The 24693-nt window shown below is 58.2% G+C and carries 22 protein-coding genes and 1 rRNA gene; 10 read left to right on the top strand and 13 right to left on the bottom strand.

From position 1 onward, the window contains the following. Positions 1-188 precede the first annotated feature (188 nt). Together ACJ8J5_RS23135 and ACJ8J5_RS23130 are read left to right on the top strand one after the other, a co-directional pair. Positions 189-1589: a nucleobase:cation symporter-2 family protein gene (locus ACJ8J5_RS23135; RefSeq protein ID WP_019452186.1), complete on the top strand. Its 1401-nt coding sequence runs from the start codon at positions 189-191 to the stop codon at positions 1587-1589. A gap of 128 nt (positions 1590-1717) precedes the next feature. Beyond that, the gene (locus tag ACJ8J5_RS23130; protein ID WP_173890690.1) at positions 1718-3379 is read left to right on the top strand and encodes an AsmA family protein; all 1662 of its coding nucleotides are present in this window, start codon (positions 1718-1720) and stop codon (positions 3377-3379) included. A 38-nt stretch (positions 3380-3417) separates the two neighbouring features. Here the strand turns inward: ACJ8J5_RS23130 and fabY are convergent, their stop codons facing one another. The 5 genes from fabY to typA all read right to left on the bottom strand — a co-directional run bounded on the left by fabY (position 3418) and on the right by typA (position 8345). Next, the gene (fabY, locus tag ACJ8J5_RS23125) at positions 3418-4365 is read right to left on the bottom strand and encodes a fatty acid biosynthesis protein FabY (RefSeq protein ID WP_004931235.1); all 948 of its coding nucleotides are present in this window, start codon (positions 4363-4365) and stop codon (positions 3418-3420) included. A gap of 21 nt (positions 4366-4386) precedes the next feature. Next, on the bottom strand, positions 4387-4824 hold the full coding sequence (dtd, locus tag ACJ8J5_RS23120) for a D-aminoacyl-tRNA deacylase (RefSeq protein WP_025304712.1): 438 nt from the start codon (positions 4822-4824) through the stop codon (positions 4387-4389). Beyond that, positions 4821-5714: a virulence factor BrkB family protein gene (locus tag ACJ8J5_RS23115; RefSeq protein ID WP_049201866.1), complete on the bottom strand. Its 894-nt coding sequence runs from the start codon at positions 5712-5714 to the stop codon at positions 4821-4823. The genes dtd and ACJ8J5_RS23115 overlap by 4 nt, the downstream gene beginning before the upstream one ends. A 51-nt stretch (positions 5715-5765) precedes the next feature. After that, entirely contained in the window at positions 5766-6356 is a 591-nt protein-coding gene (gene yihX / locus ACJ8J5_RS23110; RefSeq protein ID WP_063991285.1) for a glucose-1-phosphatase, read from the bottom strand. Positions 6357-6521: 165 nt separating this feature from the next. After that, positions 6522-8345 (bottom strand): ribosome-dependent GTPase TypA, encoded by a 1824-nt coding sequence (gene typA, locus ACJ8J5_RS23105; protein WP_004931243.1) that lies wholly within the window; start codon positions 8343-8345, stop codon positions 6522-6524. A 370-nt stretch (positions 8346-8715) separates the two neighbouring features. Between typA and glnA the strand changes: the two genes are divergently transcribed. The 4 genes from glnA (at position 8716) to ACJ8J5_RS23085 (ending at position 13025) form a co-directional block, all read left to right on the top strand. Then, a complete protein-coding gene (gene glnA, locus ACJ8J5_RS23100) occupies positions 8716-10125 on the top strand; it encodes a glutamate--ammonia ligase (RefSeq protein ID WP_033645173.1) in 1410 nt (469 codons plus the stop codon). Positions 10126-10318: 193 nt separating this feature from the next. Next, the gene (glnL, locus tag ACJ8J5_RS23095; protein WP_004931246.1) at positions 10319-11368 is read left to right on the top strand and encodes a nitrogen regulation protein NR(II); all 1050 of its coding nucleotides are present in this window, start codon (positions 10319-10321) and stop codon (positions 11366-11368) included. 8 nt (positions 11369-11376) lie between these two features. After that, positions 11377-12789 carry a nitrogen regulation protein NR(I) gene (gene glnG / locus ACJ8J5_RS23090; RefSeq protein WP_025304716.1) on the top strand — a complete coding sequence of 471 codons (1413 nt, stop codon included), beginning with the start codon at positions 11377-11379 and terminating at the stop codon, positions 12787-12789. A 113-nt stretch (positions 12790-12902) separates the two neighbouring features. Continuing rightward, positions 12903-13025, top strand: coding sequence for a YshB family small membrane protein (locus ACJ8J5_RS23085; protein WP_015379453.1), 123 nt, complete (start codon positions 12903-12905; stop codon positions 13023-13025). A gap of 34 nt (positions 13026-13059) precedes the next feature. Here ACJ8J5_RS23085 and hemN read toward each other — a convergent pair whose 3' ends face one another. Both hemN and yihI read right to left on the bottom strand, forming a co-directional pair. Continuing rightward, positions 13060-14433, bottom strand: a complete 1374-nt coding sequence (hemN, locus tag ACJ8J5_RS23080; protein ID WP_049209085.1) for an oxygen-independent coproporphyrinogen III oxidase — start codon at positions 14431-14433, stop codon at positions 13060-13062. A gap of 182 nt (positions 14434-14615) precedes the next feature. Continuing rightward, complete coding sequence (gene yihI / locus ACJ8J5_RS23075; protein ID WP_072008264.1) at positions 14616-15155, bottom strand: Der GTPase-activating protein YihI; 540 nt, start codon at positions 15153-15155, stop codon at positions 14616-14618. A gap of 734 nt (positions 15156-15889) precedes the next feature. Here yihI and yihA point away from each other — a divergent pair. Then, complete coding sequence (yihA, locus tag ACJ8J5_RS23070; RefSeq protein WP_019452177.1) at positions 15890-16534, top strand: ribosome biogenesis GTP-binding protein YihA/YsxC; 645 nt, start codon at positions 15890-15892, stop codon at positions 16532-16534. A 278-nt stretch (positions 16535-16812) separates the two neighbouring features. On the opposite strand, the gene ACJ8J5_RS23065 is transcribed toward yihA, so the two are convergent. Together ACJ8J5_RS23065 and polA are read right to left on the bottom strand one after the other, a co-directional pair. Next, a complete protein-coding gene (locus ACJ8J5_RS23065) occupies positions 16813-16860 on the bottom strand; it encodes a spot 42 RNA, inhibition of DNA synthesis (RefSeq protein WP_071892919.1) in 48 nt (15 codons plus the stop codon). A 191-nt stretch (positions 16861-17051) separates the two neighbouring features. Next, entirely contained in the window at positions 17052-19850 is a 2799-nt protein-coding gene (polA, locus tag ACJ8J5_RS23060; protein WP_038630023.1) for a DNA polymerase I, read from the bottom strand. A gap of 497 nt (positions 19851-20347) precedes the next feature. Between polA and ACJ8J5_RS23055 the strand changes: the two genes are divergently transcribed. Next, the gene (locus tag ACJ8J5_RS23055) at positions 20348-21244 is read left to right on the top strand and encodes an acyltransferase (protein ID WP_025304720.1); all 897 of its coding nucleotides are present in this window, start codon (positions 20348-20350) and stop codon (positions 21242-21244) included. A gap of 43 nt (positions 21245-21287) precedes the next feature. Here ACJ8J5_RS23055 and dsbA read toward each other — a convergent pair whose 3' ends face one another. From dsbA to ACJ8J5_RS23040, 3 genes are all read right to left on the bottom strand, one after another. After that, complete coding sequence (gene dsbA, locus ACJ8J5_RS23050) at positions 21288-21911, bottom strand: thiol:disulfide interchange protein DsbA (RefSeq protein ID WP_025304721.1); 624 nt, start codon at positions 21909-21911, stop codon at positions 21288-21290. Positions 21912-21940: 29 nt separating this feature from the next. Then, a complete protein-coding gene (locus ACJ8J5_RS23045; RefSeq protein ID WP_049209084.1) occupies positions 21941-22927 on the bottom strand; it encodes a serine/threonine protein kinase in 987 nt (328 codons plus the stop codon). A gap of 98 nt (positions 22928-23025) precedes the next feature. Continuing rightward, positions 23026-23295: a YihD family protein gene (locus tag ACJ8J5_RS23040; RefSeq protein WP_004931268.1), complete on the bottom strand. Its 270-nt coding sequence runs from the start codon at positions 23293-23295 to the stop codon at positions 23026-23028. Positions 23296-23443: 148 nt separating this feature from the next. Between ACJ8J5_RS23040 and mobA the strand changes: the two genes are divergently transcribed. Beyond that, complete coding sequence (mobA, locus tag ACJ8J5_RS23035; protein WP_025304724.1) at positions 23444-24031, top strand: molybdenum cofactor guanylyltransferase MobA; 588 nt, start codon at positions 23444-23446, stop codon at positions 24029-24031. Further along, positions 24031-24549 carry a molybdopterin-guanine dinucleotide biosynthesis protein MobB gene (gene mobB / locus ACJ8J5_RS23030; protein ID WP_060435241.1) on the top strand — a complete coding sequence of 173 codons (519 nt, stop codon included), beginning with the start codon at positions 24031-24033 and terminating at the stop codon, positions 24547-24549. Before mobA ends, mobB begins: the two co-directional genes overlap by 1 nt. A gap of 72 nt (positions 24550-24621) precedes the next feature. Here the strand turns inward: mobB and rrf are convergent. Continuing rightward, positions 24622-24693: ribosomal RNA gene (rrf, locus tag ACJ8J5_RS23025) — 5S ribosomal RNA — on the bottom strand; the annotation flags it as partial.

Genomic DNA, 24693 nt, shown 5'->3' with positions numbered 1-24693 from the left:
AAACCACTGAGTTTTTAAACTTGATGAGTGCAGGATTAGAAGTAAAAAACGCTGCGATGACAAGAAAAAATGAATGAAAATGCGACATAAACGAGAAAGTCGGCAACATAATATTTATGCGCAACCGTTTGCTTTTGCGGGGCGGGGCATTAAAATGCCTGCTTTGCCGTATCTGGAAACGCCACACCATGAGCATGTCATCCTCAGAGCTTGATGCCGCGCGTCAAGCCGCCTCTGAACCCCGCGCCAGTGAACTGATTTATCGTCTGGAAGATCGCCCGCCGCTGCCGCAAACGCTGTTTGCCGCCGGCCAGCATCTCCTGGCGATGTTCGTCGCGGTGATCACACCGGCGCTGCTGATCTGCCAGGCGCTGGGCCTGCCGGCACAGGATACCCAGCACATCATCAGCATGTCGCTGTTCGCTTCCGGTCTGGCTTCCATTCTGCAAATCAAAACCTGGGGGCCGGTGGGTTCCGGGCTGCTGTCGATTCAGGGCACCAGCTTCAACTTCGTTTCGCCGCTGATCATGGGCGGCCTGGCACTGAAAAACGGCGGCGCCGACGTGCCGACCATGATGGCCGCGCTGTTCGGCACCCTGATGGTCGCCTCCTGCACCGAAATTTTGCTGTCGCGCGTGCTGCATCTGGCGCGCCGCATCATCACCCCGCTGGTTTCCGGCATTGTGGTGATGATCATCGGCCTGTCGCTGATTCAGGTCGGTCTGACCTCTATCGGCGGCGGCTACGCCGCGATGAACGATCATAGCTTCGGCTCGCCGAAAAACCTCCTGCTGGCCGGCGCAGTGTTGGCGGTCATCATCCTGCTGAACCGCCAGCGCAACCCTTACCTGCGCGTCGCTTCATTGGTGATCGCCATGGCGGTCGGCTATCTGTTGGCCTGGGCGATGGACATGCTGCCCGCCGACGCTCCGGCGGCACCCACGGCGGCGATCACTATTCCCACGCCGCTCTATTACGGCCTGGGCTTCGACTGGAACTTGCTGCTGCCGCTGATGCTGATCTTTATGGTCACCTCGCTGGAAACCATCGGCGACATCACCGCCACCTCTGACGTCTCCGAACAGCCGGTCAGCGGGCCGCTGTACATGAAGCGTCTAAAAGGGGGCGTACTGGCCAACGGCCTGAACTCGATGCTGTCGGCGGTGTTCAATACCTTCCCCAACTCCTGCTTCGGCCAGAACAACGGCGTGATCCAGCTGACCGGCGTCGCCAGCCGCTATGTCGGCTTTGTGGTGGCGCTGATGCTGATCGCGCTGGGGCTGTTCCCGGCGGTAGCCGGCTTCGTGCAGCACATCCCCGAGCCGGTACTGGGCGGTGCGACCATCGTGATGTTCGGCACCATCGCCGCCTCCGGCGTGCGCATCGTGTCACGCGAGCGCCTGAACCGCCGCGCCATCATGATCATGGCGCTGTCGCTGGCCGTCGGCATGGGCGTGTCCCAGCAGCCGCTGATCCTGCAGTTCGCGCCGGACTGGCTGAAAACCCTGCTCTCTTCCGGCATCGCCGCCGGCGGCATTACCGCCATCGTGCTGAACCTGGTGTTCCCGCAGGAACACGAGAAAAAGTAACCCCTCCATTGATGTTCAAGCGGCCGCTTGCGGCCGTTTTTTATTGTCTATCAGACCATTGCCCTTGAGATGCCCGGCCAATTGCGGCATAAACAGGGTATCTTTTTTGACCGATGCGGATGTAGACGATGAAATTTATCGGAAAGCTGTTGCTGACGTTGCTGCTGCTGATCGTGCTGGCTGTGGTGGTGCTGTACCTGGTCGGGCAAACCCGCTGGGCGGCAGGCCGCCTGAGCGCCTGGATCAGCGACAATAGCGAATACCGCCTGTCGATAGGAAAAATCACCCACTCGTGGAACCAACCGGACCAGATCGGTCTGGAAGACGTGCAGCTGGCGCGCAACGGCCAGCCGCAGGCGCTGGTCGCCAAACGCGTCGATCTCGGCCTCAGCCTGCGCCAAATCACCGAGCCGCGCTATTTCCACAGCGTCACGCTACGCGACGGCACGCTGAACGTGCAGCAGCAGGCGGCGGCGCTGCCTGTACAGGCCGACGTGCTGCAGTTGAGCAACATGGCGCTGCAGTCCAACGATAACGAGTGGCAGCTCAATGCGCAGCAGGTCACGGCCGGCATCACGCCGTGGCGCCCGCTGGTCGGCCATCTGCTGGGGGACAACAACCAGTTTCAGTTCAGCGCCGGTTCGATGACGCTGAACGGCATTCCCGCCTCGAAGGTGTTGGTGCAGGGGGAGCAAAAGCAGGGCCAGCTGCTGTTGAACAACTTCGGCGCCGATCTGGCGCAGGGCGACCTGACCGGCGTGGCCAGCCGCGCCGCCGACGGCAGTTGGCTGGTGGATCGCCTGCGGCTGAGCGGCGTGCGCCTGCAGACCCCGCTGACGCTGGTGGAATTCATGCAGCGCTTTACCACGCTGCCGCCGGTCACCCTCAAGCGTTTCGATCTGATCGACGCACGCCTGGAAGGCAAGGCATGGGCGTTTAACGATCTCGATCTGTCGCTGCAAAACGTCAGCGTCGAAAAAGGCGACTGGCGCAGCGAAGACGGCTCGCTCAACGTCAACGCCAGCGACGTGATCAACGGCGGTTTCCACCTGATCGACCCGATCGCCACCCTGCGGCTCTCTTCCGCCGGCATCGCCATTCAGCAATTCACCACCCGCTGGGAAGGCGGGTTGCTGCGCACCTCCGGCAACTGGCTGCGCGCCGGCAAACGCCTGCAGCTGGATGAAGTGGCCATGGCGGCGCTGGAGTACACCCTGCCGATCGACTGGCGCGAGCTGTGGCTGAAACCGCTGCCGGACTGGTTGGCGGAGGTGTACGTCACCAAGCTGACCACCAACCGCAATCTGATCATCGATATCAACCCGGCATTTCCGTTCCAGATCACCGCGCTGGACGGCTACGGCAGCAATCTGCTGCTGGCGCGCGATCGCCAATGGGGCATCTGGTCCGGCTCGCTGAACCTGAACGGCAGCGAGGCCACCTTCAACAAAATCGACGTGCGGCGCCCTTCGCTGGCGCTGAACGCCGACGGCAACCAGATCAACGTCACCGAGCTCAGCGCCTTTATGCCCAATGGGTTGCTTGAGGCCAAAGCGACCGTCGATCAACTGCCGGGCAAACCGTTCCAGCTGACGCTGCACGGCCGTTCGGTACCGATCAATACCTTGCAGCAATGGGGATGGCAGCCTGTGCCGCTGACGGGCGACGGCAACCTTGAGCTGCAGTTGAAAGGGCTGTTGAACAGCGACGGGCCGTTCAAAGCCTCATTGAAGGGCAACCTGCAGGCCACCGCCGGCGACGGCCAAGCGGTGAACCAACAACTGCCGTAATGCACTGCGCGGCCCGCCCTCAGGGCAGGGCCGCCGCCTTACTCTTCCAGCGCCTCAGAGCCGCCCTGATCCAGCGGCACATCCGGCTCGGCCGGCAACACCATGTAGGTGCCTTCGAACACTGCACCCTTGTCCTCGTCGCCGAACAGATGCACTTCGGCGTGTACGCGCGCGCGGCGGCCGCGCGCCAGACGCGCCAAATCGCCGCTCAGCGAGCCGAGATCCGCCACTGCCCGCGGCCTGCCGGTGATCGGTTTGCTGTAACGAATGTGCGCGTCCGCCAGAATGATGGTGCCGCCGAGATGGCGCTCGCGCAACAGCAGCCAAATCAGCCCCCAGGCGGTCAACGTCGCCAGCGAGAACAGGCTGCCGGCGAACAGCGTGTGGTGCGGATTTTGGTTGCCGATCTCCGGCATGGTGGTGACAAAGCGCTGGCCGGTGTATTGGCTGATGCGCACGCCCATCTTTTCGCTCAGCGGGATATGTTCATACCAGGCCTGCTGCAATTGGCCGCACCAGTCGGGGCGATGCAGGATATCGTCGAGCGTCGCCACCGGTTTGATCATCAAAAAGTGGCGGATCGGGGTGGTCTGCGGTGCGGTGATCTCGCCCTGATTAACGAAGCCCAGCTTGGCGAAGAAATCCACCGCGTCCTCGCGGGCGCTACACACGACCCGCTTCACGCCTTCCTGCCGCGCAACGGACTCCAGCGTCATCGCCACCAGCGTCCCCAGCCCTTTATCCTGAAGCGTCGGGTCTACCGCCAGAAAACGGATCGCCGCCTCGTTGTCGGCATTGATGTACAGCCGCCCGATGGCGACGATTTTACCGGCCTCGTCCACCACCATTTGGTGATGGGCCATGGCGTCATAGGCATCCTTTTCCGAACCCACCGGCTGGTGCAACGGCTTGCGCAGCATTTCCCAGCGAAACTGGTAATATTCCTTCAGTTCTTGCTCTGTTACGGGTACTCGTAGGTGATACATAGACGCCTGTTCTCCGAATGCTTAGACCTGTAGCCAGAATGTCACCGGACCATCGTTGACCAGCGCCACCTGCATGTCGGCGGCGAACTCGCCGGTCTGGGTCTCTACGCCGCGTTCGCGGCATTGGCCAACAAAATATTGATACAACCGATCGGCTTCCTGCGGCGCGGCGCCGCGCGAGAAGCTGGGCCGCATGCCCTTCTGGGTGTCCGCCGCCAGGGTGAACTGCGAAACGACCAGCACGCTGCCCCCGGCCTGCTGGACGTTGAGATTCATCTTGTCGTTCTCGTCGCCGAAAATGCGGTATCCCAACACACGTTCGCACAGGCGCTGCGCTTTTTGCTCGTTATCGCCCTGCTCCACGCCCAATAACACTAACAAACCGGGGCCAATCTTGCCTACCGTCTCGCCACCCACCGTGACGCTGGCGTTTAACACCCGTTGAATCAACGCAATCATTCCTGCTGCCCTTCTGGTTTTTGTTCCTGTTGCTCCGCCTTCTGACGGCGGTAGTCGCGGTATTCACCGATGGTCACGGTAATTTCCGCGCCGAGTAACACGATACACCAGCTCCAATAGACCCACAGGAATAAAATCGGGATCACCGCCAGCACGCCGTAAATCAGCTGATAGGAGGGGAACATGGTGACGTACAGCGCAAATCCCTTCTTGCCCAGCTCGAACAGCAATCCAGCCACCACCGCGCCAATCAGCGCGTCTTTGGGCGGCACGCGCACCGTCGGCACGATGCAATACAGCAGCCAGAAGGAGATGCACGACAAAATCAGCGGGAAGATGCGCAGTACCTGATCCACCAGGCCATTGACGCCGGTCTGCGCCAACCAGTTGAGCGACAGCAAGTAAGAGCTGATGGCCATACTGGCGCCCACCAGCAGCGGCCCCAGCGTCAGCACCATCCAGTACACGGCGAAGGAGAAGACGATCGGCCGCTTGTTCTTGCTGCGCCAGATGGTGTTCAGCACGCTGTCCACCGAGGAAATCAGCAACAGCGCGGTGACGATCAGCCCACAGGTGCCGACGGCGGTCATCTTGTTGGAATTGGCGACGAACTGTTCCAGGTAGTTCTGGATCACGTTGCCGGCGGCCGGCACGAAATTGGAAAAGATAAAGCTCTTCAGCTGCTCGCTGATGTCGGAAAACATCGGGAAAGCCGCGAACAGGGCGAACACCACGGTGACCAGCGGCACCAGCGACAGCAGGGAAACATAGGCGAGATGGCCCGCCAACATCGTCAGGCCATCGTGGTCGATGCGCTGGTACAGCAGCCGTCCGAAGGTGACGCCAGGCTTAATTGCAGAGGGCAGCTTCTTGCGGCGGAAAAACGACATGGTCACTCCTTGATGTCCGTTGATACGCCTTAAGCTTAACGCGCTCTGCGCTCATTGAGCAAAATAGGCCGGCACCACGTCGCGATCGGTGACGTGCACCGTCTTGATCCCCAGCGCCTGCGCGGCGAGGACGTTCGCCGGGTGATCGTCGAAAAACACCGCGTCGGCGGCAGCGGTGTTTTCCGCAGCCAGCACATGCTGGTAGATGTTGGCTTCCGGTTTGCGCATGCCGAGATCTTGCGACAAATAGAGATGATCGGCGGCGGCGGCCACTTCAGGGTAGTGCTGCGGCCAATAGTTGCAATGCAGGCGGTTGGTGTTCGACAGCACCACCACCCGGTGGCCTTCGTTGCGCAGACGCTGCATGATGTCGATCACCTCCGGACGCAGCGCGACGAATACCGCCTGCCAACCGGTGGCGAACTGTTCAAAGCTGAGCGCGATGCCCATTTCATCGCACAGCTTGCCGGCGAAGTCTTCGTCGCTGATTTCACCGCGCTCATGCTGCTGGAACACCTCACCCATGGCGAAACGATCGGACAGCACCGCCAACGGCGTGCCGCTCAAATTGCTCCACACACCCAGCACACGCTTGAAATCGATATCGACGATCACATTACCTAAATCAAAGATATACAGCATAGTCCTCTCCTATGGGCCGGTGAGATTTCACTGTAGCGGGAAAAGGAACAGCTGAACAGGGAACGAACGGAAAAGCGCATAGCGCGCCGCACAAACGGGGAACAACAGAGGAAAAAACTCAGGGCGCGAGAACCGCGCCCTAAGCATAGGACACTCAATCAGCGATTAAGCGTCTTTAGGACCGCGGCTGGCGCGCTTACGATCGTTTTCCGTCAGGTGACGCTTACGGATACGGATCGAGGTTGGCGTCACTTCTACCAGTTCATCGTCATCGATGAACTCCAGAGCTTGCTCCAGGGTCATTTTGATGGCCGGAACCAGGGTAGTCGCTTCGTCAGTACCGGAAGCACGCATGTTGGTCAGCTTCTTACCGGTCAGGCAGTTTACGGTCAGGTCGTTAGAGCGTGAGTGAATACCGATGATCTGGCCTTCATACACTTCCGCACCGTGGCCCAGGAACAGCTTGCCGCGATCCTGCAGGCCGAACAGCGCGAACGCGACCGCTTTGCCCTGGCCGTTGGAGATCAGCACGCCGTTCTGACGCTGGCCCACTTCGCCCGGACGCACGTCGTCGTAGTGGCTGAAGGTGGAGTACAGCAGACCGGTGCCCGAAGTCATGGTCATGAATTCGTTACGGAAGCCGATCAGACCGCGGCTTGGTATCACGTAGTCGAGACGCACGCGGCCCTTACCGTCCGGATCCATGTTTTTCAGGTCAGCTTTACGCTCACCCATCGCCTGCATCACGGAACCCTGATGCTGCTCTTCGATATCCAGCGTTACGTTCTCGAATGGCTCCTGCTTGCGGCCATCGATTTCACGGAAGATAACTTTCGGACGGGAAACCGCCAGCTCGAAACCTTCGCGACGCATGTTTTCGATCAGCACCGACAGGTGCAGTTCGCCACGGCCGGAGACGCGGAAGGCGTCCGCATCGTCGGTTTCTTCAACGCGCAGCGCTACGTTGTGCACCAGCTCTTTGTTCAGACGGTCAAGGATCTGACGCGACGTCACGTACTTACCTTCTTTACCGCAGAACGGCGAGGTGTTGACGTTGAAGAACATGGTGACGGTCGGTTCGTCGACGGACAGCGCCGGCAGCGCTTCTACGGCATTGGTGTCGCAGATGGTGTCAGAGATGTTCAGCTCGCCCAGGCCGGTGATGGCGATGATATCGCCCGCTTCCGCCAGGGTGCTGTCGATACGCTCCAGACCCAGGTGACCCAGCACTTTACCCACTTTACCGTTGCGAGTTTTACCTTCGCTGTCGATGATGGTGACCTGCTGGTTCGGCTTCACTTTACCGCGCTTGATGCGGCCGATGCCGATAACGCCCAGGTAGTTGTTGTAGTCCAACTGGGAGATCTGCATCTGGAATGGCGCTTCCAGCTCAACCTGCGGCGCAGACACGTGGTCGACGATCGCCTGATACAGCGGGGTCATGTCTTCCGCCATGTCGGTGTGGTCGACGCCGGCGATGCCGTTCAGCGCAGAAGCGTAGATGATCGGGAAGTCGAGCTGCTCGTCAGTCGCGTCGAGGTTCACGAACAGGTCGAACACCTGATCCACAACCCAGTCAGGGCGCGCGCCAGGGCGGTCAACCTTGTTGATGACCACGATCGGCTTCAGACCGTTGGCGAAGGCCTTCTTGGTCACGAAGCGGGTTTGCGGCATAGGGCCATCCATTGCATCCACAACCAGCAGCACCGAGTCAACCATCGACATCACGCGCTCTACCTCACCGCCGAAGTCGGCGTGTCCTGGGGTATCCACGATGTTGATACGGTAACCATTCCAATTAATGGCGGTGTTTTTTGCGAGGATGGTAATCCCACGCTCTTTCTCCAAATCGTTGGAGTCCATTACGCGTTCGGTCGCTTCCGCACGCTCTCCGAAAGTACCGGATTGTTGCAGCAGCTTGTCAACCAGGGTGGTTTTACCATGGTCAACGTGGGCAATAATGGCGATGTTACGCAAATTTTCGATCACAGCTTTGCCTCGGGCATTAGAAATAGCGCGCTATTGTACACGTATTAAGCGAGGGACTAAACAAGATCACAACCATCTCTTATAAACAACCGCGTACCGGTCAGTTTGTGATCCCTTTCACGGTGCAAAAAGCCGCAATCGTTGCACTTTTGCACCATTTCAGTGCCCACGCCCACCCCGATTGCACCATAACAGTGCAATTTATCGCTGATGGTGCATACTGTGGCTGGGTAAAACCCGCGCAGAAAGGCGATGAACGCCTTTTTAAAAAGTTGGCACGCTTTTCGCTTTAGTCTTTTCAAGGCGAAAAAAAGCCAGTTCCACAGATTCGTTCCACGACGACGACAATGATAAACCGGGAGAGTTAAGTATGTCCGCTGAACACGTTTTGACGATGCTGAATGAGCATGAAGTGAAATTCGTAGACCTGCGTTTCACTGACACCAAGGGTAAGGAACAGCACGTGACTATCCCGGCTCATCAGGTAAACGCCGACTTCTTCGAAGAAGGCAAAATGTTTGACGGCTCCTCTATCGGTGGTTGGAAGGGCATCAACGAATCTGACATGGTGCTGATGCCGGACGCCAGCACGGCGGTTCTGGATCCGTTCTTCGAAGAACCTACGCTGATCATTCGCTGCGACATTCTCGAGCCGGGCACCATGCAAGGCTACGATCGCGACCCGCGCTCCATCTCCAAACGCGCCGAAGACTTCCTGCGCTCCTCTGGCATCGCGGACACCGTCCTGTTCGGGCCAGAGCCTGAATTCTTCCTGTTCGACGACATTCGCTTCGGCAGCAGCATCCGCGGTTCCCACGTGGCTATCGACGACATCGAAGGCGCCTGGAACTCCGGCACCCAATACGACGGCGGCAACAAAGGCCACCGTCCGGCGGTGAAAGGCGGTTACTTCCCGGTTCCACCGGTCGACTCTTCGCAGGATCTGCGTTCCACCATGTGTTTGACCATGGAAGAGATGGGCCTGGTGGTTGAAGCGCACCACCACGAAGTGGCGACCGCCGGTCAGAACGAAGTGGCAACCCGCTTCAACACCATGACCAAGAAAGCCGACGAAATTCAGATCTACAAATACGTAGTGCATAACGTGGCGCACGCCTTCGGTAAAACCGCGACCTTCATGCCGAAGCCTATGTTCGGCGACAACGGTTCCGGCATGCACTGCCACATGTCGCTGTCCAAGAACGGCACCAACCTGTTCGCCGGCGACAAATACGGCGGCCTGTCTGAAACCGCGCTGTTCTACATCGGCGGCATCATCAAGCACGCCAAGGCGATCAACGCGCTGGCCAACCCGACCACCAACTCGTACAAGCGTCTGGTACCGGGCTACGAAGCGCCGGTGATGCTGGCCTACTCCGCCCGTAACCGCTCCGCGTCCATCCGTATCCCGGTGGTCGCCAGCCCGAAAGCGCGCCGCATCGAAGCCCGCTTCCCGGATCCGGCGGCTAACCCATACCTGTGCTTCGCCGCACTGCTGATGGCCGGCCTGGACGGCATCATCAACAAGATCCACCCTGGCGACGCCATGGACAAAAACCTGTACGACCTGCCGCCGGAAGAAGAAGCCGAGATCCCAAAAGTGGCCGGCTCGCTGGACGAGGCGATGGCCGCACTGAACGAAGACCGCGAGTTCCTGACCCGCGGCGGCGTGTTCACCGACGATGCGATCGATGCCTACATCGAACTGCGCAAAGAAGAGATGGACCGCGTTCGTATGACGCCACACCCGGTTGAGTTCGAACTGTACTACAGCGTCTAAGCCCTACCCGCGCCGTCTGCGCAGGCGGACGGCGCCCATATTTTTGTTATCGCTTTTTTGTTGCCGTGGAAACTTTCAGCCCATCTTCGGATGGGTTTTTTTCTCCACCGTATTTTCTGCAAAACTATTCCATACCGCGCCGATCCCGGATGGAGTAGGATAGATGCACTAAAAAGGTGCAGGAGTCTGCTGTATGGCAACTGGCAAGCTGCCCGATGCTGGGCAGATCCTCAATTCACTCATCAACAGCATCCTGCTGTTGGATGACTCTCTGGCGGTTCACTACGCCAACCCGGCGGCACAGCAGCTGCTGGCGCAAAGCTCCCGCAAGCTGTTCGGCACGCCGCTGCCCGATTTGCTCGGTTATTTTTCGCTGAACGTCTCTCTGATGCGTGAAAGCCTGCGCGCCGGGCAGGGCTTCACGGACAACGAAGTGACCCTGGTGGTCGACGGCCGCGCGCATATCCTTTCCCTGACCGCTCAGGCGCTGCCGGAAGGCTATATCCTGGTCGAGCTGGCGCCGATGGACAATCAGCGCCGCCTGAGCCAGGAACAGCTGCAACATGCCCAACAGGTGGCAGCCCGCGATCTGGTGCGCGGTTTGGCGCACGAAATTAAAAACCCGCTGGGCGGCCTGCGCGGCGCAGCGCAGCTGCTGGCCAAAGCGCTGCCCGATCCGGCGCTGACCGAATACACCAAGGTGATCATTGAGCAGGCCGATCGGCTGCGTAATCTGGTGGATCGTCTGCTCGGGCCGCAGCGGCCCGGCCAGCATATTACCCAGAGCATTCATCAGGTCGCGGAGCGCGTCTGCCAACTGGTGTCCCTGGAAATGCCGGATAACGTCACGCTGGTGCGCGACTACGATCCGAGTCTGCCGGAAATGGCTCATGACCCGGATCAGATAGAACAGGTGCTGCTGAACATCACCCGCAATGCGCTGCAGGCGCTGGGCGAGGCGGGCGGCACCATCACGCTGCGCACCCGCACCGCGTTTCAGATTACGTTGCACGGCACCCGCTACCGCCTGGCGGCACGTATCGACGTCGAAGACGACGGCCCCGGCGTGCCGGCGCAGCTGCAGGACACGCTGTTCTACCCGATGGTCAGCGGCCGTGAAGGCGGTACCGGCCTGGGATTATCCATCGCCCGCAATCTGATCGATCAGCATTGCGGAAAAATTGAATTCAACAGTTGGCCAGGTCATACCGAATTCTCGGTCTACCTGCCCATTCGTCAGTGAGGTTTGCTATGCAACGAGGGATAGTCTGGATCGTCGATGACGATAGCTCCATCCGCTGGGTGCTTGAGCGCGCGCTCACCGGCGCGGGCCTGAGCTGCGCCACCTTCGAAGGCGGCAATGACGTGCTGGAAGCCTTGGCCACGCAAACCCCCGACGTGCTACTATCCGATATCCGCATGCCGGGTATAGACGGTCTGGCGCTGCTCAAACAGATCAAACAGCGCCATCCGATGCTGCCGGTGATTATCATGACCGCGCATTCGGATTTGGACGCCGCCGTCAGCGCCTATCAGCAAGGGGCCTTCGACTACCTGCCGAAGCCGTTCGACATCGACGAAGCAGTGGCGCTGGTCGAGCGCGCCATCAGCCATTATCAGGAGCAGCAGCAGCCGGTGCGCAGCCAGCCGGCCAGCGATCCGGCGGCGGACATCATCGGCGAAGCGCCGGCGATGCAGGACGTATTTCGCATCATCGGCCGGCTGTCGCGTTCGTCGATCAGCGTGCTGATCAACGGCGAATCCGGCACCGGCAAAGAGCTGGTGGCGCATGCGCTGCACCGCCACAGCCCGCGCGCCAAGTCGCCGTTCATCGCCCTGAACATGGCAGCCATCCCCAAAGACCTGATCGAGTCGGAGCTGTTTGGCCACGAGAAAGGCGCCTTCACCGGTGCGAACCAAATCCGTCAGGGGCGCTTTGAACAGGCCGACGGCGGCACGCTGTTCCTCGACGAGATCGGCGATATGCCGCTCGACGTGCAAACGCGCCTGCTGCGGGTGCTGGCGGACGGCCAGTTCTACCGGGTCGGCGGCTATGCGCCGGTGAAGGTCGACGTGCGCATTATCGCCGCCACGCACCAAAACCTGGAGCTGCGGGTACAGGAAGGCAAGTTCCGCGAAGACCTGTTCCATCGCCTGAACGTGATCCGCGTACACCTGCCGCCGCTGCGCGAGCGCCGGGAAGACATCCCGCGGCTGGCGCGCCACTTCCTGCAGATCGCCGCCAAAGAGTTAGGCGTCGAGGCCAAGAACCTGCATCCGGAAACCGAAACCGCGCTGACCCGCCTGCCCTGGCCGGGCAACGTGCGCCAGCTGGAGAATACCTGCCGCTGGCTGACGGTGATGGCCGCCGGGCAAGAGGTGCTGATTCAGGATCTGCCGAGCGAACTGTTCGAAACCGCCGCGCCGGAGAGCCCCAGCCACAGCCTGCCGGACAGCTGGGCCACGCTGCTGGCTCAGTGGGCCGATCGCGCGCTGCGTTCCGGTCATCAAAACCTGCTGTCGGAAGCGCAGCCGGAGATGGAGCGTACGCTGCTCACCACCGCCCTACGCCACACCCAGGGGCACAAACAGGAAGCCGCACGCCTGCTGGGCTGGGGGCGTAATACTCTGACCCGCAAGCTCAAAGAGCTGGGCATGGAATAGGAGCGTGGGTGGATGATGAAAAACGCAGTCCGGCGCACAAAAAAACGCCAACCTCAGGCTTTACAGCCGGAGCGGGCGCAGTATGATCGTGTCGCACACTCTGGAGGTTGACGATGCTGGACTCATTCATCGTGTTCATTTCTCAGGGCGCGGAGCTGGGCTCCGCCGCCAGCCACACCCCGCAGGCGGCGGTCGCCGCGGTGTTGTGCGCCGCGCTGATTAACTTCTTCAGTTAAAAAAACAGCCGCATCAGCGGCTGTTTTTTCATCCTCAGATCACCCGAGAGAACTGCTGGCTGCGCGCCTGTTGCCGCAGATAGCGATCGAAGCACATGCAGATATTGCGGATCAGCAAGCGCCCGCGCGGCGTGACGCGAATGCCTTGCTCGTCGCGCTCCACCAGCCCATCGCGTTCAAACGGCGCCAGCAGCTGCAGGTCTTCGGCGAAGTAAGCGGTGAAATCGATGCCGTATTGCCGTTCAAGCGGCTGATACGCCAATCGGAAGTTACAGATCAGCGTTTTGATCAGATCGCGCCGCAGGCAATCGTCGTCCGTCAGCGCCAGCCCGCGCCACAGCGCGTTGCCCTGCGCCTGCACGCTGTCATAGTAACGCTTCAGCTCTTTCTGGTTCTGCGCATAGCTGTCGCCGAGCATGCTGATGGCCGACACGCCCAGCCCCAGCAGATCGCTGTCGCCCTGAGTAGTGTAACCCTGGAAATTGCGGTGCAGCTTGCCTTCGCGCTGCGCGATCGCCAGCTCGTCGTCCGGGCGGGCAAAGTGATCCATGCCGATGAACTGATAGCCGGCGTCGGTCAGGAACGCGATGCTCTGCTGGAGGATATCCAGCTTCTGCTGCGCGCCCGGCAGATCGGCGTCTTTGATTTTGCGCTGGGCGGCGAACAAGTTCGGCATATGCGCGTAGTTGAACACGCTGAGGCGATCGGGATTCAGTTCAGCCACCCGCTGCAGCGTGAAAGCGAAGCTTTCCGGCGTCTGTTTCGGCAGGCCGTAGATCAGATCGATATTGGTCGAGCGGAAGCCCAGCGCTTTGGCCCGCTCAATCAGGGCGAAAATAAAGGCTTCGTCCTGCTCGCGATTGACCAGCTGCTGCACCTGCTTGTTGAAATCCTGCACCCCCATGCTCAGACGGTTAAAGCCTTCTGCACGTAAATGATCGAGCACATCCAGCTCTATCTCGCGCGGATCGACCTCGATCGACATCTCCGCATCGGGCAGGAAATCAAAGTGTTCGCGCAGCAACGCCACCAGCCGGCTGATTTGCGCTTTGTCCAGGTAGGTCGGCGTACCGCCGCCCCAGTGCATCTGGCCGACTTTACGGCCGGCGAACAGCGGCGCACGGCTGGCGATCTCTTGCGCCAAAACGTTCAGGTATTCGTCGGCCTTGTGCGTCTGGCGCGTCACCAGCTTGTTGCAGCCGCAGAAGTAGCACAGCTTATGGCAGAAGGGGATATGCACGTACAGCGACAGCGGTCGCTCAGGATAGCGCGCAGCGGCGCGTTGAAACGCCGCTTCGTCGTAGCACTGGTTAAACTCCAGCGCCGTGGGGTATGAGGTATAACGCGGCCCTGAGTAGTTATATTTTTGGATCAGGGCCAAATCCCAGACAATCGTCTGCTCTGACATGCTCACTCCTTCCGATATCTTTTTCTACCGGGCCGGGAGAGAGGCGGTTGTCTGCGCTGTCTGGCCACGGAAGCACTGCGAAAACGCGCTTTGCGCTTAGACAGCCGCCATAGTTTACCGAATAACCACAGCAGATAACACATCAAGAGTAGGGCTATTGTCGGGATTAGCCACATGGCGCGTTAAAAGGCGTCTTTCGGATTGCCGCCTTTCAGCAGCTTCAGAATATCTTCCTGCTTCTCTTCTTCTTCGTCGTCGTCTTCACCCAGTTCGATACCCAACACGTCCATCAGCACATCGATGCGATCCAGCGTTTTGTCGACATAGGTCTGCTCTTCCGCGTTCAGCGTTTCGCCGTCGTCGATGCGATCCAGCAGCGCGTTCAGGCGCTCGTCATTTTCCAGCTTCGCCAACTCTTCTTCCGGCGACAGGCGTGGTTTCGCTTCGGCCTTCGGCTTCGGCTGCGGTTTGGCCTTCACTTTGGTTTCGTCGACCACCAGCGCAACCGGCACTTTACTGCCGATACGTGGATCTTTGGCTTCTGCCGCCGATTTGTTCTTCTGGCTGCCGGACTCGACCTGGGTGCGCGAACCGGAAGCGAGGCCGCGGCGCTTTTTCAGGCGTTTGCGCTCACGCGCTTCCTGATCGAGCTCCATACGGCTTTTCTTTTTCGTTTTTGACTTCGCCGCGCTGCCGCGAGGTGCTTTTGATGGCTGGTTCATAGCGTGTGCTCTTAGGTATGTAGATTCAGTATAGAATTGCGGCGGAATCTAGCAGAAAGCGGACAAAGAAAAAAGGCGGCAGGTTAAACCTGCCGCCTATTTCGCACCTTCTTGCGAAGGGTATTCCTGTTACGCGCTCCTTGCGTACATGCAACATCCCGGTTTTTCCTTCTGCTATAACCGCATTCCCTGCCACTACGTCCTTCATCCTGAAAGGAAAATCGTCCATGGCGCAATCCATTCGCATCCGCTCTTCCCGAGCGCGCTTCCTGCGGGCATCCAAACTGCCGATACTTCACCATCCGATGTGCCTGCCGCCTGTTCCGGTGCGAAAGGGTCACTTCCTTTTGCGTTCATCCTGGCACTCATTGCACGCCCTGTGCATTCCCTGAGATTTGTCATCCTTCCCGGATGTTCCCTAATCCTGCGCAACCCTGCGTTAACGACTACTTTACGTTATTGTTGCGAAGGCTCAAGGCACCTGACGCCAATTTGAACGACATTTCCCTACAACGAAAAAACAACGCTTTGTTTTTAAAACAAAAACAAAAATATCACTTTCGAATAAAGCGACATTACCCGCGATTCGAATGGCAAATGTCTCACAACGCACGCGCGGCATAACTGCCGTTTTATCGCGTCCCGCCGCTTAAAAACGGAGAAACACGCCATTTTTACCGCTGATGCAGTTATAATCGCCAACCAGTTAGCCATCCTCACGGAGACGAAAAATTTTGACCAGCAAGAACTACAACTATCATGTGACCCATTTCGTCACCAGCGCACCCGATATTCGCCATCTGCCGGGGGATGCAGGAATTGAAGTCGCCTTTGCCGGCCGTTCCAACGCCGGTAAATCCAGCGCGCTGAATACGCTGACCAACCAAAAAAGCCTGGCGCGCACCAGTAAAACGCCGGGGCGCACCCAGCTGATCAACCTGTTCGAAGTGGAAGACGGCATCCGCCTGGTCGACCTGCCGGGCTATGGCTACGCCGAAGTGCCGGAAGAGATGAAGCGCAAATGGCAGCGCGCGCTGGGCGAATATCTGCAGATGCGCAACAGCCTGAAAGGCCTGGTGGTGCTGATGGATATTCGCCATCCGCTGAAAGATCTCGACCAGCAGATGATCCAGTGGGCGGTCGACGTCGGCACGCCGGTGCTGGTGCTGCTGACCAAGGCCGACAAGCTGGCCTCCGGCGCACGCAAGGCGCAGCTCAACATGGTGCGTGAAGCGGTGCTGCCGTTTATGGGGGATATCCAGGTCGAAGCCTTCTCATCGCTGAAAAAGATCGGCGTCGACAAACTGCGCCAGAAGCTGGACACCTGGTTTAACGAGATCCCGCCGGAAGTGCTGCCAGAAGACGAAGCCGGCGAATAAGCCCAGGCCTAACGCCAGAGCCGATGCCTCACCGCATCGGCTTTTTTATCCCCGTCGAACGGCCGCAGACAAAATTTTTTGTTATCTAATTACAGTTTTGAAATAAAGCCATCATAAAAACTTATCGCCAGGGCTGGCTTATCTCGCCGGATTACGCGAGTCGAAAGGATGGAAGCAGGAACGAAAAGCGGTGCGGAGCGATAGGAAAAACGTATGGTTTGCTGCTGTTTTTACAATAAAAAACGCCCCAGTCAATACTGACTGGGGCGGCTAAATATTCAGCCAAATCCGATTACGTGAAGTAAAAGGTCTGAAAGATAGAACATCTTACCTCTGTACCCTACGCCTGTAACTCTACATCATTTTTTCGCAGGGCAAAAGAATTTTTTGTAGTTTACTTACACAATTTGCGGCGCAAGAACGGCGAAGTTGGGGAAACTATCGCCGAATCTTGTAGCTTAATTACGAAAAGTGCTTAGGTTATCGCCAGTTAGCGCATCCGGCGATAACCCGACGATCAGTGCGCCTCATCCCAGTTCATGCCGACGCCCACGTCAACCTTCAGCGGCACCGCCAGAGTCATGCTGCCTTCCATCAATTGGCGGATACGTTGGCTGGCTTCTTCGAGCACCGACTCGTGCACCTCAAACACCAATTCATCGTGCACCTGCATGATTGCGCGCACCAACGGCTTCTCCTGCCCTTGCAGCCAGGCGTCGACTTCAATCATCGCACGCTTGATGATATCAGCTGCCGTGCCCTGCATCGGGGCGTTGATAGCGGCGCGCTCGGCCGCCTTGCGGCGCATGCCATTGCTGGAGCGGACGTCCGGCAGGTACAGACGGCGACCATCCAACGTGCTGACATAGCCCTGTTCTGAGGCCTGCTGGCGGGTACGCTCCATGTAGTCCAGCACGCCTGGGTAACGCTCGAAGTAGAGATCCATATAGCGCTGAGCTTCCCCACGCGGGATCCCCAGCTGACGCGCCAGGCCGAAGGCGCTCATACCGTAAATCAGGCCGAAGTTAATCGCCTTGGCGCTGCGGCGCTGCTCGCCGGTCACTTTATCCAACGGCACGCCGAAAACTTCCGACGCCGTGGCGCGGTGAATGTCTTTCCCTTCGGCGAAGGCCTTCAGCAGCCCTTCATCCTGTGACAAATGCGCCATGATGCGCAGCTCGATTTGCGAGTAGTCGGCCGCGACGATGCGGTAGCCTTCCGGCGCGATAAAGGCCTGGCGAATGCGTCGCCCTTCATCGTTACGCACCGGGATGTTCTGCAGGTTCGGATCGCTCGAGGAGAGACGGCCGGTAGCGGTCACCGCCTGATGGTACGAGGTATGCACCCGGCCGCTGACCGGATTGATCATCAGCGGCAGCTTATCGGTATAGGTGGTCTTCAGCTTCGCCAGGCCGCGGTATTCCAGGATCACCTTCGGCAGCGGGTAGTCGAGCGCCAGCTCGGCCAGCACCTCTTCGTTGGTGGACGGCGCCCCGCCCGGGGTTTTCTTCAGCACCGGCAGCTTTTGTTTTTCGTACAAGATAGCCTGCAGCTGCTTGGTCGACGCCAGGTTGAACGGCTCTTCCGCCAGCTCATGGGCCTGCACCTCCAGTTCCGCCAAACGCTTGGCCAGCTCCTGAGAGTGGGCCGACAAAATGGCCGGATCGATCAGCACCCCGGTGCGTTCGATATGCGACAGCACCGGCAGCAGCGGCATTTCAATCTCATTGAATACCGTCAGCAGCTCCGCGCTCTGTTTCAGCTGCGGCCACATCGCCAGGTGCAGCTGCAGCGTGACATCCGCGTCTTCGGCGGCGTAAGGCGCCGCCTGCTCCAGCGCGATCTGGTTGAACGTCAGCTGGTTTTTACCCTTGCCGGCGATCTCTTCGAAGGTGATGGTTTTGTGGCCCAGATAACGATCGGCCAGGCTGTCCATATCATGACGGCCACCGACGCTGTCCAGCACATAGGACTCCAACATGGTGTCATAGGCGATGCCGCGCATCTCGATGCCGTAGCGCGCCAGCAGGCTCATATCGAACTTCAGATTTTGCCCGACCTTGAGCGCTTTCTCGTCTTCCAGCAGCGGCTTGAGCGCTTCCAGCACGTAGGTGCGATCCAGCTGTGGCGGTGCATCCAGATAATCGTGTGCCACCGGCAAATAAGCCGCTTCACCCGGCGCGATCGCGAAGGACAGGCCGATCAGATTGGCGGTCAGCGTATCCAGGCCATCGGTTTCGGTATCGAAGGCAAATACGTCGGCCTTTTTCAGCCGCGCCAGCCAGTCGGTAAAGGTCGTTTCGTCCAGGATGGTGACATAACCGTCCTGAGACAGCTTGGCCTCCGCCAGCGCTTTCGGCGTTTCCGCAGCGATGGCCGATTTGGCGGCGCCGGCAGCTTTCGCGCCCGCGCCTTTCTTGTTTTCCAGCCAGACGCCGGCCTCCACGTCCGCCAGCCAGCGTTTGAACTCGTACTGTTTGAACAGCTGTTGCAACGTGTCGACATCCGGCGCGGAGACCGTCAGGTCCGCACAGGTCAGATCCAACTCGACGTCGGTTTTGATCGTCGCCAGCTTATAGGAGAGATACGCGACCTCTTTGTTCTGTTCCAGCTTGGCCGCCATGGTTTTGGCGCCGCGGAAGCTCAGCGTGGCGATATTCTCCAGATTGCCGTACAGCGCATCCAGCCCGCCGATCCCCTGCAGCAACGCCTGGGCGGTTTTCTCGCCCACGCCCGGCACGCCGGGAATGTTGTCCGATGAATCGCCCATCAACGCCAGGAAGTCGATGATCAGCTCCGGCGGAATACCATATTTATCGCACACTTCCTGCGGGCCGAGGATCGTGTTGTTCATGGTATTGATCAGGGTGACGTTCGGCGTCACCAACTGCGCCATGTCTTTGTCGCCGGTGCTGATCAGCACCGCGTGGCCGGCCTTTTCGGCCTCCAGCGCCAGCGTACCGATGACGTCGTCCGCCTCAACGCCGGGCGTCACCAGCAGCGGCAGGCCCATCGCCTTGACCATGCTGTGCAGCGGCTCGATCTGCGCACGCAAATCGTCCGGCATCGGTGGCCGGTGTGACTTGTATTCAGCGAACAGATCGTCGCGGAAGGTCTTCCCTTTAGCATCAAACACCACGGCAACGTGGCTCGGTTGATACTGCAGCAGCAGGCTGCGCAGCATATTCAGCACGCCATACATCGCGCCGGTTGGCTCGCCCGCCGAGTTGGTCAGCGGCGGGAAGGCGTGATAAGCGCGGTAGAGGTAGGAGGAACCGTCAACCAGGATTAGTGGGTTTTCTGCAATCTGGGCCATAGCGTTTCTTTATCGTGATCGGACATAGGGGTAAGCATGCCATAGCTGGCCGCCGGAGACGAACCTTAGCGTGCATTGCGGACGAAAATGATGTGATGGTGCGCGAGGATCCGCAAGATCTTACCTGTGGATAACTTTGTGCATAGAAAAGAGACCGAATTATAACGCTGTGATTATCGTTATAACGGCGAATAAAATTCCTATTTAAATCACCGCGTTAAAAGAACGAATTCCGGCGACGCTTTATTACTGGTTTTTATTGAATTTGTGGATATAACTTTCGCCGGATTTTAATCGCACTATTAATCAAATTCGGCGCCTCAATTACCCTAGCACAAGCTGGGAAAGTTGCACGAAAACTCAGCAAATGGTTATCCGATGAGACGAAAAACAGTGATTTTTAGCGGCGCTTTACCCCGACGATCTCTGTTAAAATAGGCTTTTGTTCATGCGCTTTGGCATGCAACGATGTTCCCAACAACCGTCAGCCCATAACCATGCCAAGATTGTTAACGCCTGTTATCTTTATCATTTCCGTCATACTCACCATTCTGGTGACGGTGTTGTGTTCCATCCCCATCACGTTGGCCGGCATCGTGAAACTCCTGGTGCCCATTCCCGCCGTCTGGCGATATATCTCGGCTTTCGCCGATTTCATGATGTGGTGTTGGTGTCAGGGGCTGGCGCTGTTATTGCGTATTAACGGGCAATTGCGTTGGGATATTGAAGGGCTGGAAGGGCTGGATCGTAAAAACTGGTATCTGCTGATCAGCAATCACGAAAGTTGGTCAGACATTGTCGTGTTGTGCGTGCTGTTCAGAAATCATATTCCAATGAATAAGTATTTCCTCAAGCAACAGCTCGCCTGGGTACCTTTCGTCGGCCTGGCATGCTGGGCGCTGGATATGCCATTCATGAAACGTTACTCCCGTGCCTATTTGCTCAAGCACCCGGAGAAACGCGGCAAGGATATCGAAACGACGCGCCGTTCCTGCGAAAAATTCCGCCAGCGCCCAACCACCATCGTCAATTTCGTCGAAGGTTCGCGCTTCACCGAAGCCAAGAAAATTAAAAGCAATTCACCCTACCGCAATTTGCTGGCGCCCAAAGCCGCCGGCATCGCGTTTACCCTTAGCGCGCTGGGCAATCAGTTCGACAAAGTGTTGAACGTTACCCTGCTCTATCCGGAAAATAACCAACGGCCTTTTCTGGACATGCTGTGCGGTCGTCTGACGCGTATCGTAGTAAGAATTGAGACGTTGCCGATCGATGAAACCCTGCACGGGGACTACTTCAACGACAAGCTGTTCAAGCGGCGCTTCCAGCTATGGCTGAATACGCTGTGGCAGGAAAAAGACCGGTTGCTGGATAAATTGAAGCGGCAATATGGATAAAAAAAACGCCGGCAATGCCGGCGTTTTTCATGTTGAATCAGGCTTATTTCTGCTGGCTGAGGAATTTAACCACGTCGGCGAACTGCTTCACGTAAGCGTCCATCGAGCTGGTATCCAGGCCATCGTTTTTAACCATGTATTTGCCGTTCACAAATACCGCCGGCACGCCGCGCAGCTGCAGATCTTCCGCGGCTTTCTCCTGTTGAACCACCAGAGATTTCACCACGAAGCTGTTCCAAGCTGCGTCATAATCTGCGGCGGTCACGCCCGCTTTTACGAAGACGTTACGGATATCGTCCGGCGTTTGCACGGTCTGGGTTTTCTGCACCGCTTCAAACATCAGCGGGCTTACTTTATCTTCCACGCCCAGCGCCATCGCCACCGCCCACGCCTGAGTCAGCTGTTTGCCCAGTGGCCCCAGGAACTCCACGTGGTACTTGGTCATTTTGGTGCCGGCAGGCAGCGCCTTTTTCACGTTTTCGGACACGTGATAGACCTGCTCAAATTGGTAGCAGTGCGGGCAGTAGAAGGAGAAGAACTCCAGTACCTGCGGCTCGCCGGTCACCGGCTTGTCCAAGGTCACATACTGAGTGCCATCGCTAAACTGTGCCGCCGAGGCACTGAATGCCATCACCATGCCAACGAGCGCCAACCATATTTTTTTCATAAGACTAAACTCTCCATTGTGTTAAAGCTTCAATACATTGGCGTCAGCTGCAGAGGAGGCTCCTGCAACAGCTTAACCTGTTCGGTGAAGGCCGCAGTCTGAGACAACCAGAAATCAGACTCCGCCATCCACGGAAAACTCTTAGGGAAGGCCGGATCCTGCCAACGGCGAGCGACCCAGGCCAGGTAATACACCATGCGCATCGCCCGCAGGGGTTCAATCAACGCCAGCTCGCGCTGATCGAACTCGGCAAATTCGCCGTACGCCTCCAGCAAGACATCCAGCTGCATCAATTGATCGCGACGTTCACCGTGCAGCAGCATCCACAAATCCTGCACCGCCGGGCCGTTGCGCGCGTCATCAAGATCGACAAACAGCGGGCCGTCGCGCCACAGAATATTGCCCGGATGGCAATCGCCGTGCAAACGACGCGGCTGCCAGTTCAGATGCCAGTGCGGCTTGATCGCCGCAATCAGGTTATCCGTCGCCTGCAGGAACGCTTCACGCTGCGCTGCCGGCAACAGCTCGCAATCGGCCAGCGCCTGACGCGGGGCAATAAGATACTCTTCAATCCCCATGGTCGGCCGCTCAGCAAACAAACGCTCACCGCCGACCTGATGGATACGCCCCAGAAAACGGCCTACCCATTCCAACTGATCCAGATTGTCTATCTCATATTGCCGGCCCCCCACGCTGGGGAACAGCGTAAAGAAAAAACCGCCGTGCATATGCAGCGTAGTGCCTTGCAGCGCCAGCGGCGCCACCGCCGGGATCTCCGCGCCGGCCAGATCCAGAGCGAACTGATGTTCCTCACCGATTTGTGCGGCACTCCAGCGCTCTGGACGGTAAAACTTCACCACGTAGCGTCGGCGATCTTCGTCCATAAACTGATAGACGCGGTTCTCATAGCTGTTCAGCGCCGTCAGGCCGGAATCAACGCGCAGGCCAATCCCTTCTAGCGCGTCCATAATCAAATCGGGCGACAGGGTGTCGAAATTAAAAGCAGAGTTATTCATAACGTTCGTTTGATCGCTGACAGCATGGTGCCGGGAATGAGAAATAGTAGCATTAATGACGCATTTCACGCGCTATGCTTTCTCGCACCGCACGAGGATCAGTCCTTGATAACGCCGCGAGCGCGCAACAGCGCCGTTTTAAAATCTTCTTCGTAATCTTTCTTCAGACCCGGGATCTGATCCGTGCCGGCGCTACCGCGCATTTTCAGGTGGTAAATAAGAATATCATCGCTCAATTCGGACAACTCGCCCTGGAAGCCCGCTTCCTTCGCCAGCTTTTGCAAAAACTGCATCAAATTGAGATCGGGATCTTCCTGCCAGGCCGGGTGCAACAGCTCGATCAACTCGTTTACGCGATGCGTTTTCATCTCAATATCGTCCAATAGCATGAATAAACTCACAAAGTAACAGGCTTACCCACGCAGTGAAAGAACCGGCTTGTCAATAAAGGTAAATCCTGATGTCGCGCTGGCTTTAGCGCTACAATCAGCGCATCGACAAGGCGGGATAAACGAGATGCATAAAGAAATCAGCGGCGTCATTTTGGCCGGCGGACGGGCCACGCGCATGGGCGGTGAAGACAAAGGCCTAGTGTCGATTGGCGGGATCGCACTCTATCAACACGTATTGGCTCGGTTACGCCCGCAGGTGGCCTCCGTCGCCATCAGCGCCAATCGCAATCAGGCACGTTACCAGGCGAGCGGTTTGCCGGTGATTGGCGATCTGACGCCCGACTTCGCCGGGCCGTTGGCCGGGATGCTCGCCGGGCTCACACAGGCTCACAGCGAATGGGTGGTCTTTGTCCCCTGTGATGTCCCCGACTTTCCCGCCGACTTAGTCGCACAACTCTGGCGGCAAAAAGGCGCGGCGCAGGCGGCCTTTGCCAGCGATGGTGAACGAGATCACCCTACGCTGGCGTTATTGCATAGCCAAATAGCACCGCAGCTGGCTGACTATCTGGCCCGAGGTGAACGCAAGCTGATGCTGTTCCTGCATCAAATTGGGGCACAACGCGTGGCGTTCTGCGGACAACAAGCGGCATTTCATAACCTGAATACGCCGGAAGACTGTCGGAATTGGCAGCAAGCACGAGAGCTAAAGTAATGAATCGTTCATTGCCCCCTTTGCTGGCCATCGGTGCCTATAGCGGAACGGGAAAAACCACCTTGCTCAAACAGCTGATCCCGCTGCTGAAACAGCGCCAGGTGCGGGTTGGGCTGATAAAGCATACGCACCACGATATGGATGTGGATACACCGGGTAAAGACAGCTATGAGCTGCGCAAAGCGGGTGCCGACCAAACGTTGGTCGCCAGCGATCGCCGCTGGGCATTGATGACCGAAACGCCGGAGCAACAACCTTTGGATCTACGCTACCTGGCAGAGCGTTTTGATGCCGATAAGGTCGACTTGATTCTGGTGGAAGGGTTCAAACATGAGCCGGTCAGCAAGATCCTGCTTTATCGGGCCGAGATCGGTAGGCCGCTAGAAGACATGCTGGATCAGTTTGTCGTGGCGGTAGCCAGCGACCGACCGCTATCCATCACGGCTAAGCAGTTGGATCTCAATCAGCCGGAAAGCATCGCCGATTTTATTGTCGAGTGGTTGAAAGGCGCAGCGTAGCTGCGCTTTTTTACGTTTTACGCACAGCAAAAAGCCCTGAACGTCAGTTCAGGGCTTTCGGCTTTATTTGATGCCTGGCAGTGTCCTACTCTCGCATGGGGAGACCCCACACTACCATCGGCGCTACGGCGTTTCACTTCTGAG

The sequence above is a fragment of the Serratia sp. CY43202 genome (assembly GCF_052168755.1).
Lineage (GTDB): Bacteria > Pseudomonadota > Gammaproteobacteria > Enterobacterales > Enterobacteriaceae > Serratia > Serratia bockelmannii.
This window is presented reverse-complemented; position numbering and strand designations above follow the sequence as displayed.